Origin of the sequence: Paenibacillus solisilvae, from assembly GCF_042656405.1 — a bacterium.
Classification (GTDB): Bacteria; Bacillota; Bacilli; order Paenibacillales; family Paenibacillaceae; genus Paenibacillus_Z; species Paenibacillus_Z solisilvae.
This window is the reverse complement of the sequence record NZ_JBHSOW010000049.1, coordinates 42,256-56,137: the sequence shown is the minus strand read 5'-3', so window position 1 is coordinate 56,137 and position 13,882 is coordinate 42,256. Positions and strand designations below refer to the sequence as shown.

Sequence of the window (13,882 nt, the reverse complement as noted above, 5' to 3'; positions counted from 1 at the left end):
GCATGATCAAACGGTTCGGACCGACGCTCCGGCGGATCGTCATTCTCGCAGCGGCGCTTACCCTGGTCACGCAACTTGCGCTTGCCTATATCGGCATCACGTACATAGATGCCATCGACAAGTCGCTGCACGAGAAGCGAACGCAGGACATACTCTACCAGTTTCAGCAGAACGTGCTCGTTCAGCTGAACAACATCGACAATTTGATGCTGCTGCTCCAGACGCCGGAGTTCAGCGATTACTATAAGAACCTCATGCGTCTGCGCAGCGATAACGTCGCGACCCTCGGTATGTGGGAGCTGCAGCAGAAGTTCAATACGCTCGACCTGTCGCCGGATTCCTTTCGGGCGGTTTACTTCCTGGGACAGAGCTTCGTCCAGCGCTCCTTGGCGCAGAAGATCGGATCCGCTTCCTTCGTGGACCTGCCCCGGGTTGATCAGGACCGGCTGCATTATTCCAAGCTGGACAAGCTGATCCTGCCGGACCGCGAGCAGCTGACGCGGTACACGCAGGCGGACTTCGCGCAGGCGTTCCGCACGAACAACCCGATGCTGGAGAAGGCGGACATCAATCAGCTGAAGGAGTTCATGGCGGAAATTCAGGGCCGGCTCGTGTTCTCGAACGGCAACGAGAACGGCGTGCTCACGATCATCGTGCTGAGCGACCGCTTCTTCCAGCAGGCCATTCCCGAGAAGTCGCCGGAGGGGACGTATTTCTCCGTCGTCGGCAAGGACAAGCGGCTGCTGTGGACGACCGCGCCTTCAAACCCGCTGAGCGGGCTGGAGGACACCGGCGCCGGCTCAACAAACGCGTCGAAGGAAGGACAGGCGGACACCGCGTCCTACAACAACGCGGTCAAGCAGCTGACGCCGTTTAACCTCAGCATCGTTTACACCGACAAGGACGGCGGAACCGGGGCGCTCCGCGGCGAACGCATCTACCAAATGGCTGTGCTGTCGCTGGTGACGCTGCTCATCACGATCCTGTTCAGCTACTTGTATCTCAAGCAGGTGTTTAAGCCGTTCCGCATGATTTCGATTCAAATCAAGAGCTTCTCGCTCAGCAGCGAGTGGCTGTTGCGGACACTACCGGATGATCTGATCAAGAAAGGCTTCCACGCCGTTTCCATGCGGAACAAAATCATTCTCGCCCTCATCGTCGCGGTCGGTGTTCCCGCCGTCTCGGATGGCGTGCTGTACGCGTGGCTGTCGGAGCACGACACCAAGCGGGAGATGCAGACGTCGGTCAACGTGACGAGCCGCTTCTCCGCTGTCAGCATTCACAACCGGCTACAGTTCACGGAAACGATCCTGAAAGAAATTTCCGCTAGCCGGCAGCTGCAGGATTACGTGACAAACAATTATACGACCCCGCTGCTGATGGGCGGTCTCCCGACCAATCTGCTCATGTTTCCGGGCCTGAATGACATTTCGTATTTCGTCCTGCTCGACGAGAACGGCAACTGTATTTATTCTTCCATTTTCTCGAACAACAAGAGCGCTTTCAATACCGACACAGACTATTTGAAGGACCGCGACGATCCGTATTGGATCACGAATTACAACAACGTCTTCAATCCACTGTCAACCGCGCTACTAAAGCGGATGGAAGGCCCCGGCGAAGCCACCTATCTGCTGATGGTGCCGAAGCAGTCGATTTTCGAAAACATCGATTCGGGCTTGATCAATACGTCGTACACTATCGCCGACGCCAGAGGACATATGATCTATGAGTCGCGCGCGAACGCCGCCGTCGACGATCCCGGCTGGCATTTCTCCACGATCGGCATTCCGAACACGGACTGGAAGCTGACGATCGGCTTCGTCTTCACCGACGTGCTGGAGATGAACCGGGAGTATCAGCAACAGTTTCTGCTGTTCACGTCGATCGTGCTGCTGCTGTCTATCGCCGTGGCAGTTCCGATTGCGATCCAGCTGGTAAAGCCGATCCATCGGTTAAAGGAGACGATGCTGCGGGTAGGCGAAGGGGACTTGTCGTTGCGGCTTGAGGATATCGACAATACGGAAATCGGCGGCATCGTGCGCAGCTACAACCGCATGATCGACCAGCTGCACCGCGTGATGTGCGAAGAGAACGAGCTGATCGCGATGAAGACGCGGGCCGAGCTCGACATGCTGCAGGCACAGATCAATCCGCATTTTCTGTACAATACGCTGGAGGTCATCAACATGCGCAGCATGAAGAGCGGCAATCTCGAGGTGAGCGCGATCGTCAGGGCACTGGCGGATTTGTTTCGCTACAGCATCGCCAAGGGCTCGGATATCGTGGAGCTGGACAAGGAGCTGGCGCATGTCGCCAACTACGTCACCATCCAGCAGATCCGCTTCGGCCACAGCTTCGAGGTGGACTACGAGGTTCCAGACGAGCTGAAGAGCAGATCGATCGGGAGGTTTGTGCTGCAGCCGATCATCGAGAACGCGATCAAGCACGGCTTCGAGGGCTGGGAGGATGGCGGACGAATCGTCATCTCGGCGTCGGCGGAGAACGGCAATCTCAAGGTGCGAATCGTCGATAACGGGATCGGCATGGATAAAGAGACGCTGGTGCACGTGAGAGCGGACATGGAGCGGGAATACGGGAAGGCGCAAAGCGATGAGAACGGCATAGGGCTGCGCAACGTCTATCAGCGGCTCAGGCTTATTTACAGGGAAGGCACGTCCATGACCATCGAAAGCGGCGAAATGAAGGGGACGGCCATTACCCTGACGGTGCCGCTGCACACTCCGTAGAAATGACCGTCTAATTGGATGATTGCCATCGACTTTTGAATTCTAAAGGCGATGACGACCTGCAATGAAATTCAGTGGAAAGAAAGCGATAGTGAAATTACTGTTGATCGCACTGCTATTATCCGTGCTGCCGCTCACCTATGGCCGGCAATGTGTTTCACGGGCTACATTCCTCGAACGACACGAGCTCGACGCAAATCGGAACCACGCAAAAGATTCCCGATGGGCACGAAAATGTTGAATGGGTTAGCTGTGACATCGACCGATACGACGCAGCTGAACACGTCCACGTTCACGAACGTCGACGGCACCACGACTCCACGACGACTCCGCCTCCTTCGCCGATTACAAAATCCCAAGCCGCTGGCTCTCGACCCATCTCTAAGACAACGGCACGAGAATCCAACACCATACGATTACCCCTTAAAATTGGAGGATCATCGTATACAAACGCTTACATTCCGCGTGCTATATTTTATTCAGCAAGAAGCAATCATTACTTCTCCAAGGGGGAAAAGAAATTGAGAAAATGGACAATCATGCTGACAGCGGTAACGGCTGCGGCCGTCGTGCTGTCGGGATGCAGCAATAACGGAGGCAATACCAGTAGCAGCGGAACAAACGGAAACGCTACAACGACGAACGACAGCGGCGGCACAGCGTCCGGCAACGCCGCAACCGGCAACGACACCGGCGGCGCAAGCAACGGCGAAGTCGTCACGATCCGCACGAGCATTTCCGACGGCGAGCTGTCCAAGGATCAAATCGCCGAATTCGAGAAAGAGCATTCGAACATCAAGATCGAGCTGGAAAATCTAGATGGCACGAAACTGGCGGCCGAGCTCGCGACGGGCGGCGCTCCCGACGTCATCCGGCTGTCCGGGGTATTCGATCTTCCGAACTACGTCATCAAGGGCATCGCGCTCGACCTGACGGACCGCATGAACACCAGTACGGTGATTAAACAGGACGACTTGCTGCCGATCACGAACGTCTTCCGCTTCGACGGCAAAACGGTCGGTACGGGCCCGATTTACGGCCTGCCGAAAGACTGGTCCAACGATTATGCCATCTTCTACAACAAGAAGCTGTTCGACGCTGCCGGCGTGCCGCTCCCGGATCCTACGAAGCCGCTGTCCTGGCCGGAAGTCATGGACTTGGCCAAGAAGCTGACGATCAAAGACGGCGGCAAAATCAAGCAGTACGGCCTGGCCGCCAACGAGTGGGGCAAAACAGAGCCGAACTTCAACAACTTGCTGCAATACCTGCTCAGCGCGGGCGTAGACGTCAGCGCGGAGGACAACGCCTCCGTCGACTTCAACAAGCCTGAGGTCAAAGACTATATCAATATGTGGGTCGACGCGGTCAAGAACAACGTCGGGCCGAACTCTGTTAACAACGACCAAACGTCCGGCGGCGACCTGTTCTTCAAGGACCAAGTCGCGATGATCATCGATGGCTACTGGTACAGCGGAGTGATTCGCTCCAACGAAAGCGCGAAAACGCATCTGGCCGATTACGGTATGCTGCCGACGCCGACGGCTCTGAACGGAACGCGCGTCGTGCCTACGGGCGGCGCAACCGGCGCCATCATCAACAAAGCTTCGAAGCATCCTGACGAAGCTTGGACGTTCTTCGAATGGTTCTTCAGCGGCAAACCAGCCGACGACCGCGCGAAAACCGGCTGGGGCCTGCCGATCTTCAAGAGCAAAATGGAACTCCTGCCCAAGGATACTGACTTCGACAAGCAAGTCAATGCAGTACTCCAAGACGAGCTGAACTACACGAGTCAATACCTGAAAGTTAACCCTTACCTTGCAGGCGGCGGCTGGTCGATCTTCGATAAATACGTACAGCCGCTGTACTTCGGCAAATCGAACATAGACGAAGCGGTCAGCGGCATGACCAAAGACGCAAACGTCGCCATCCAGGAAGCGAAAGACGCAATCGACAGCCAGTAAATTCTACCTGGGAGAGTTCACGACGGAACTCTCCTTTCTTGCAGAAAGGAGTGGAAAGCGTGAAGGAGAAGACGAAAAGAACGATCGCGTTTTATTCAATGATATCCCCATGGTTCATCGTTTTTCTATTTCTGGGTCTGTATCCGCTGTTGTACGGGCTGTACCTCAGCTTCACCAACTATTACGGGTTCAATATCCAACATTTGAAATTCGTAGGAATGAAGAACTACCATAAAGTATTCACGGATTCCGACGCCATGTACTCCCTTGGCAGAACGCTTTACGTTACGGCCTTCAACGTGCCGCTGGGCGTGGCAATCGGGCTTGGGCTCGCAATGCTGCTGAACCGGCAGGTTCGCGGTGTAGGCGTCTACAGGACGATTTTCTATTTACCGTCCATCGTACCTGCGCTGGCTAGCGTTATCATGTGGAAATTCATTTTCTCCAGCAACAACGGCGTTCTGAACGGAATACTTCACTCGCTCGGTTTGCCTGAAGTGAACTGGCTTGGATATGGCTATGCTACGACGTCACTGATCATTATGCTCCTATGGGGTGCCGGAGGCGGCGTGTTAATCAATCTGGCAGGACTTAAGGGCATTCCGCGGGATTTATACGAAGCGGCTTCTATCGACGGGGCGACGACCTTCAAGAGAACGATCTATTTGACGATGCCTCTCATGACGCCGGTTATTTTCTTCAATGTCATCATGGGCATCATCGGCTCCTTGCAAATTTTCATGCAGCCGATCCTGCTGAACGGAACGGAGCTGCTCGCCCGTCCGATCCAGCCGAACTACCTGTACTTCGTCCACGCCTTCCAGCAAGTATTCTCGTTCCAACGGTTCGCTTACGGCATGTCACTGTTGTGGATTCTATTCCTAGTCATTCTGACATTGTCTGTTATCGTCTTTACGACAAGCAAGTATTGGGTTCATTATGAAACGGATCAGGAGGGGTGACCGTGTTAACTACAGCAAAAAGACAAAGAGGATCCATACCGTTATACACGGCTCTGGTTATTTGTTCCGCGATCTTTATATTTCCAATGTATCTCGCGATTGTCAACGCGTTAAGCGCTTGGAACACGACGCCGGGCCTTTTACCGAACGGCTTTCATCCGGAGAATTTCAAGTACGCGACAACCTTGATCGATTTCTGGCATTTTGGCAAAAACTCTGTCATCATCTGTGGAATTTCGCTCTGCACCTCGACGCTGACCAGCGGCCTCGTCGGATACGCCTTTGCGCGCATAGCCGCTCCAGGGCGGAACTTCTTGTTCATGGTTGTTCTTTCAACGATGATGGTGCCAGGAATCGTGACGCAAATTCCGGCATACATTTTGTTTCATAATTACGGTCTGCTGGATACGTTCTGGCCTTGGCTGTTCTGGGGAATCGGCGGCAACGCATTCTATATCTTTCTGTACCGCCAGTTCTTCTCTTCCGTTCCAAAAGAACTCGAGGAAGCAGCGAGGATCGACGGCTGCTCGATCCTCCGAACCTATTGGAATATTTTCCTGCCAATGTCGCTGCCGGTCGTGGCCACTGTAGCGATCATGACGTTTCAAGGGTCGTGGGGAGACTTCATAACGCCGTTCATGTTCTTGAAAACAGAGCATTATCCGCTCGCCACCGCGCTGGGCACGATCAGCTATACGGCGAACGGCACTAAGCTGGTCTTGCAGTCCGTCGCGACCGCAGCGGCTATTCTGCTGATGATTCCCGTTCTTTTGACGTTCTTCTTGGGACAACGATATATTGTCGAAGGTATTGTCACTACGGGCGTTAAAGGATAACAACGAGACAAGCAACCGCATAAGGCTTCACCGGGACAAAAGTAAAAGGGGGGATACTAGCGACAAGACGAGACTCACTGTGCGACCACATCTTTTATAACCGCAATATCGAAATTGGTTGCCGAAGCGGACGCCACATGCCTCAACGTTTAGACAACGATACTGTTATGAAAAGCTGAAAATCAAATAAAGGTTTGGAAAACAGGAGAATCCAAAACTGTAGAATGGGAGGTACATAAATGGCACTGATGCGTAGATTCAGGCGAATTAATCGCTCCATGGCGTTCATATTGACGTTTGCCATGGTATTATCCAGCTTCGCGAGCATGAGCTTTCAAGTGAAAACAGCCCAGGCGGAGGAACCGCCGGTCAGCGAAAGCGATCGGATCACCTCGGTTATTTCGCCGGCTTACCGTTCGGAAATCAATGACAATACGATTTCTGTTGAATTCTATAACAAAATCGGGACGTCGGCAGTGGTATATTCGCAGAAACAGCCTGACGATTTGAGCATCGGCAGCAACGGCTCGCGAGATAAAGTCGGCGAGGTTAATCTGGTTGACGGTCATGGAACCGTCGAATTCAAAGCCTCCGAATATCCATATGGTCCGATTTCGTTGCGTATCCAAGTTTTGAAGGACGGCGCTGAAATCGATAACTGTTACTTACAGCTTTACAATAAAGCAGGCGTCAAATGGAAAACAGGGATTGACAACGCGCCTGTAAATCCGGTAACGGCGGGAATGGATGTTGCCTATACGGATGATTTCAAGACAATGCCGACGATTTCGAAAAGCGGGATCGGTACCCAATACGCCTCCGCGAAAATAGACGAAGCACGGGGCGGCATGTTCGGCTGGGCGGCGTTCGAGGACTATGACGGTCCTTATAACCCGTTTGCCATCACGGACGACGAATTAATGAAGATTACGACAACCTATCATCCAACGGGTTATGTACGGAATGATTATTGGAAGCAGAAGGTCAGCACCGGCTATCTTTCTTCCGAAAATCAGGCGGGAACGGGCTTCCATACCGAAGGCGGCCGCAACCAATATTTCGAGGCCAAAATGTTCTTCGGTCCGAACCCCGGCATGTGGCCCGCGTTCTGGCTGCTGACGGCGAACGGATATGTCCAGAATCCGAATATGCAAAACGAGCCCAGCGACGAACTGGACATTATCGAAGGGTACATGGGAACGCCATCCGGCTACCAAGTCGCATGGCACCCGTGGAGCTACGACAAGGATCCCGGTTCCGGCTACGACCCGAGCAAATTGGGCGGCGGATATCAAGTCAACCTGGATACGCCGGCGTTCAATAATATCAACCTGGCGATGGGCTTCCACACCTTGGGCGTTTACGTTACGAAGGATTGGACCTATTACTATTGCGACAATGTCGAGGTGGTCCGCCATAAAACGTTGCCGTACAGCTGGAAGTATGGCAATTACTTCATCATCAACGCGGCGTTGTCAGATCATTACGGCATCTCCCCGAACAGCAGCGATCCGTTCGAAAATTTTGAAACGCCGTCCGGATTTACCCGTTACGGCAACGAAAGCGAAACCTACGTGGACTGGGTGCGGGTTTATCAGGACGCGGCGGACAAGGCGCGCTTCGAAAGCGAGCCTTCGGTAAAAGCGCCGGCGGGCGACGTGGCGCGCGTGAACATCAACCGCAACGCGTCTGCAGCTGAGCTAACCGGCAGCTATAAAGTCGAGGTGCCCCAAGGATGGAAAATTCGCGAAGGCGACAGCTTTGTTGACGTTAATGGCGTTTATGATGCGGCGTTTTCGGCGGGAGTAACGGCCGATACGTTGACGTTCCTCGTTCCGATCGATTATGCCGGGACGGGAAATATCAAGATTACGCCTATGTCGAGCGACGGTGTTGAATATGATCCGATCGTCATCACGGCGGAAGGCAGCAATCCGGAAGGCGAGCTTGTCCGCGTGGACGGCAACACCTACCCTTACAGAAGCAAGAGCGGCGATTCGGCCGGTTCGTGGCTGAACTACGATCCGGACACCAATGTAACAAATTATTTTAATTTTCTCAGCGGCAATTGGTGGCGCGACAGCTGGACCTGGATGTACGTCGCGGACAATCCCGATTCCAAATTGCAATTCAAGTTCAACGGCGTTTCCGTTGCGATGGATATGATCCAAAGCGAGACCAGCGGCGCCGTCGACATATATCTGGACGGGGAGCTTCAGACGCGATTCGACGCCTACAGCAGCGACGAAAAATCGGTACGGGCGTTTGAAAAGAGAGGACTGGCGGACGGCGATCATACGCTTGAGATCAGGGGCGTCGACGGGACCGCAAACCGCTATATCCGAATCGCCGGGTTCGAGTACCGGCATATCGAGGATCCTACGCTTGCGAAATTTTGGACTGACGATACCTTCTTCGCGGCGGGACCGGGAGATGAGCTCGCGGTTAGGATCAATCGAAACGGCGCGGCAGGCACCAAGTTCGGCGAGTATGTCCTGAGCTTCCCTTCCGATGGATGGAAAGTTTCGGACGACGGCGAATGGAGGGCTGTAACCAGCCAACATTTTTCGACCAACAATTACACGGATACGATCGTTCTCAAAGTTCCCGATGGCTATAACGACAAGAACGGCAAGGTTGTCATCACGCCGACGATTGCTGACGGAAACTACGACCCGATGAGGATTACCGTTCAGGCTCCGGACGCGCCGGAAGCTCCTCCGATTACCGGAAACGGCAATTTGACGACGGTGGACGCGAGCAGCTATCCGTTCGCGCTTCGTCCGGGAGCAACCTCCACTGCATGGACCAATTTCGACAAAAGCTCCCAGCCAAACGACTACTTTACGTTTAACGGCGGCTGGTGGTCCGACAGCTGGAGCTGGATGTACACGACGGCTAGTCCGGGTCAAACGTTAACTTTTACGTTCGAAGGCGATGCCGCGGCTCTCTATGCCCGCTACATTAGCGGGGGCAGTCAGTTTGACTTATACCTGGACGGCGTCAAGCAGGCTTCCGTCGACACGAACGGCAACAGCGGGAAAAGGAGAGTTTTCAGCAAAAGTGGTCTTCCCGCTGCCGAGCATGTGCTTGAGATCAAAGTTACGGGCGTAGGAGGCACCGTAGCCCTTGAAGGGTTCGAGTATGATTATATAAAGTCCACGCAGTCCAAGACGGTCCGCGTTGATCATAACACATACGCGTATAAAAGCACGGATGGCAGTACAGGCGGCAATTGGGCGAATTTCGACAAAAACAGTCAAAGTCTGGATTACTTTACGTCCGCAGGCGGCTGGTGGAGCGACTCATGGGCCTGGATGTATAATCGGGCAGGAACCGGCAACAACGGAGAAACCATGACGTTTGCATTCGAAGGCGTGTCCGCTGCGTTATACATGAGAACGTATGAAGCGGGCGGCTTAGTGGACGTCTATCTGGATGGCCACTTTGAAACAACCGTTGACTCCAAGAGTTCCTCCGCCGTTTCGAATGTCAAGGTTTTTGAGAAGACCGGCTTGCGCGGCGGCAAGCATACGCTCGATTTGAAGGTCAAAGGCGATGACAGCAGGGAAAACGTCGTCATCGACGCGTTCGAATACGTGTACGATCCGACCGCCCCGGCTGCGATATTTTCCGCTCCGGCTCAGGTAAACGTCATACAGGGTCAAACCGTAAGCATTCCGATAAATCGCGATGAAGCCGCGCAGAAATTGTCCGGAACCTACGATATCGTGCTTCCAAACAGTGATTGGTCTATCGTTTCCGGTGCGAGCTTTGCCGCAAACAGCGAAACCGACACGATTATTTTGAATGTTCCGGAAGATTACGTGTCGAAGAACGGCAAGATTATCGTTACGCCTACGGTCGGCGAAGAAAAGTATTCCCCGATCGCCATTGCGGTCAAAGCGCCGCAGAAAGCGCCCAGAGATATCGTTTCATTGATTTCGCCGGAGTACCGCGCGGAGCTTGACGGCACGACCGTACTCCAATTCATCGTTCCGGGCGGCTATACAAAAGCAGCCGGATATAGCTTGCATCAGCCTGACGCCGCACATCCGGATTCAAGCGGATATGTGGTCGAGCTTGCCGCAACGAATTTAGACAGTGAAGGGGAAGGCACGATTACGTTCAATGCCAACGATTACCCTCACGGTCCGACTGCCATAAAGGTTGTCGCTTGGAAAGCCGACAGCGTGACGAAAGTCGAAGATTACTTCCAGTTCTTCAACAAAGGCGGCGTGGACTGGAATATCAGCCTGGACAACGCGCCGATGCCCGCGCAGCTTGAAGGCAGAGATATGCAGGTTGCCTTCGAGGACGACTTCAAAACCATGCCGTCCATTTCCAAGACAGGCAAAGACGAACAAGAGAACAGAACGACCTATATCTCGCACAAGCCGGATAGCAAAGATTATGGGGACGCTTTGTTTGCCGATCATAACGGCGCGTACGATCCGTTCGCGGTCGTCGAAGATTACATGAGAATTAAGACGACCCATTATGACGAGAAGCTGCCCGCCAGCGTGGACCAATACCAACGGAACTTTACGACAGGCTTTCTCAGCTCGGTAGGCGAGGATGGAGGCGGCTTCCGCACGAAAGGCTACGTGGAGCAGTACTTCGAGGCCCGCTTCTTCGTCGGAGCGAACCCCAGACAGTGGCCCGCCTTCTGGACGCTAACCGGCGTGAACGACGACGCGACCGACGAACTGGATATTATCGAAGCGTACTTGCCGACGACCTCCGGTTACGAGATTGCGACTCATCCATGGGGGTACGACCCTAACCTCGGCGGAGGCAAGAGCGTCAAGACGGTGGATTTGCTCGGCGACGCCGGAGATATCGCAATGGGCTTCCATACTTACGGCGTTCTCATTACGGAATCGTATACCACCTACTATTTCGACAATATTGAAGTGTATAAGCAGAAGACTTTGCCATTATCCTGGCGCAAAGGGAACTACTTCATCATCAACAACGCCATTACGCAAAGCGATGCTTATCCGGAAGGATACGGATTCGAGCGTTACGGCAACGAATCCGACATGTATATCGACTGGGTGAGGGTGTATCAGCAGCCTGCTCCCAAGGATGTCGTCTTTGACACCACGATTCTCAGCCCTGTCAGCGTAACCCCGGGCAGCGACGTAAGCATCGGCATCAACCGCGTGACGGACGGCGCGAAGGCTTTGTCCGGCACCTACGATATCGACATGCCGGCAGGCTGGACCATTGTTTCCGGCGGTTCCTTCAGCCCTGGCGCATCGAAGGACACCATTGTGCTGCATGTGCCCGATAATTATTTTAAGAACAATTATGATCTTAAGATTACGCCGATAGCCTCGGATGGCACCAGACACAAGACTTTAACCGTACCGACGACGAATACGGACGACTCTTTCGGCGTCGAAATCTATCCTGCGCAAAACGCGGCGAAGAACGGGTGGGATGTCAAGGTAGCGCTCGTCAATAAACGTACAAGCGGCACGTATGTTGGAGGCTCTGTGAAGATTGAAGCTCCGAGTTCGCTTGCCGGGAATTACGAATTCGGCGAAATTGCACCTAATTCCAGGCAGATTGTGAACATTCCGGCATCTATGCTGTCCATGGATAACAAAACGGAGGTTACATTCAAGATTACGCGCGAAGACGGCTATGAACGAAGCATCGTGAGAAATATCAGCAGCCTTACGGCGACAAGAGTCAACGATGGCAAGCCCATTGCGATTGACGGAACGATTGTCCCTGAACAATGGGCGGGTTCCATGGTCGTCAACTTGGGCGAAAAGCAGTCTACTTCGATAGACGGCAAACCATGGAGCGCAAGTGATAGATCGGCGGCCCAATACGTAAAATGGGATGACAATTACCTGTATCTCGCTGTTGAAGTGTCGGACGACATTCATAGCATGGAAGCGGGCGACGTATACAACTCATGGGGCTCGGACAGCCTGCAGATTTCGTTCGACCCGGAACGAGCCGGAGGATATACGGTAAACGATGGCAACCACCCGCGCTTTATTGCTTCTTTGGATGCCAATGCAGGCGAATCCGCTCTGGGGGTCGAAACATGGGGCAAAGTAACAACCGGTCAATTAAACGATATCAAGTACAAATTCAAGAGGGACGAAATAAACCATAAGACGAATTATGTGATCGCTTTCCCTTGGAGTAGTATTTTAACCGATGATCGGAAGCCTGCGACGGCAAACTTGACCGATATCGGTATTTCGGTTCTTGTCAATGACAACGACGGAAGCGGAAGAGAAGGCTGGCTCGAATATATGGGCGGTATCTCAAGCGGCAAGGATCCATCGAAATTCGGCGATTTGATTCTGTCCGACCGGACCGACGTCAACATACCTGATCCCGGCGACGGTGGAAATGGTGGAAATGGCACGGATGATAACGGATCCGGCTCGGGTACGGATACGCCTGGAGGAAACGGCACGGATTCCGGCAGCGGCGGAACGTCGGGCTCGAAGTTCAGTGACGTGGGCAAGAACCTGGCGTGGGCCGCAGATGCGATTCAATACCTCTCCGATCACGGTATCATTAAAGGCGTAGGCGACGGGAAGTTCGCTCCGTCGCAGCAGGTCAAACGCGGCGACATGCTGCTGATGCTGGTGAGAGCGCTCGACCTGAAATCAGATGCGGACGGCAACTTCTCGGACGTGCCGAAGGGCAGCTACTACTACGATGCGATTGCCGTCGCGAAAGCGCTGAAAATCGCCTTGGGCGACGGCGGCAATTTCAATCCCGCTTCACCGATCATGCGCCAGGATCTGATGGTGCTGATCGACAGGGCGATGCAGGCAGCAGGCAAGCCGCTCCCTGAAGGAGACGACGCGGATCTGATAGGCTTTGCGGACCATGACGGAATAGCCGGTTACGCCAAGGCTTCCATCACAAAACTGGTGAAGGCGGGCATCGTCAAGGGAGACGGAACCGGCATCAACCCGCAGGGCTACGCGACGCGGGCCGAAGTGGCGGTCATCCTGTACGGCGTTCTTACGATGAAGCAATAAGTTCAGGATACGAAAGACTCGCAAAAGCGCTCGAAAGCAAAGACAGATCCCGGCGGATTCAATCCGCCGGGATCTGTTCGTTATGACTGTATAAAAGAAACGTACGAGCTGTACCGATATACTTATAAAGTACCATTGGCACGAGGTTTCCGTATTCAAGAGCCAGATCGGCAAATCAGAATGATGGATCAATATGACTTTATTAAGGATTCGGCAGGCCTCGCGGTCTGCAGCTTCCAGAATGCGATAACGGACAGATTACTTGAATAAGAGATTTGTTTCAGCTAGCATAGTGTTTAAAGAAATAATAAGAGGTTACTTTATAGGAGGATTACCGGCAGACTG

5 protein-coding genes are annotated in these 13,882 nt (G+C 53.5%); all 5 read left to right on the top strand.

Annotated elements, in window-relative coordinates:
* The first annotated feature begins 2 nt into the window (after positions 1 to 2).
* The 5 genes from ACFPYJ_RS14815 to ACFPYJ_RS14795 all read left to right on the top strand — a co-directional run bounded on the left by ACFPYJ_RS14815 (position 3) and on the right by ACFPYJ_RS14795 (position 13,537).
* A complete protein-coding gene (locus ACFPYJ_RS14815) occupies positions 3 to 2,750 on the top strand; it encodes a sensor histidine kinase (RefSeq protein WP_379188932.1) in 2,748 nt (915 codons plus the stop codon).
* A gap of 521 nt (positions 2,751 to 3,271) precedes the next feature.
* Positions 3,272 to 4,711, top strand: coding sequence for an ABC transporter substrate-binding protein (locus tag ACFPYJ_RS14810; protein WP_379188931.1), 1,440 nt, complete (start codon positions 3,272 to 3,274; stop codon positions 4,709 to 4,711).
* Between the two features lie 59 nt (positions 4,712 to 4,770).
* Positions 4,771 to 5,673 carry a carbohydrate ABC transporter permease gene (locus ACFPYJ_RS14805; RefSeq protein ID WP_379188930.1) on the top strand — a complete coding sequence of 301 codons (903 nt, stop codon included), beginning with the start codon at positions 4,771 to 4,773 and terminating at the stop codon, positions 5,671 to 5,673.
* 2 nt (positions 5,674 to 5,675) lie between these two features.
* Entirely contained in the window at positions 5,676 to 6,509 is an 834-nt protein-coding gene (locus ACFPYJ_RS14800) for a carbohydrate ABC transporter permease (protein WP_379188929.1), read from the top strand.
* Between the two features lie 239 nt (positions 6,510 to 6,748).
* Positions 6,749 to 13,537 carry an S-layer homology domain-containing protein gene (locus ACFPYJ_RS14795; protein WP_379188928.1) on the top strand — a complete coding sequence of 2,263 codons (6,789 nt, stop codon included), beginning with the start codon at positions 6,749 to 6,751 and terminating at the stop codon, positions 13,535 to 13,537.
* Positions 13,538 to 13,882: the final 345 nt, after the last annotated feature.

Coding starts and splice junctions, on each gene's coding strand:
- ACFPYJ_RS14815 (WP_379188932.1), top strand. CDS start 3: ATGATCAAACGGTTCGGACCGACGCTCCGGCGGATCGTCATTCTCGCA.
- ACFPYJ_RS14795 (WP_379188928.1), top strand. CDS start 6,749: ATGGCACTGATGCGTAGATTCAGGCGAATTAATCGCTCCATGGCGTTC.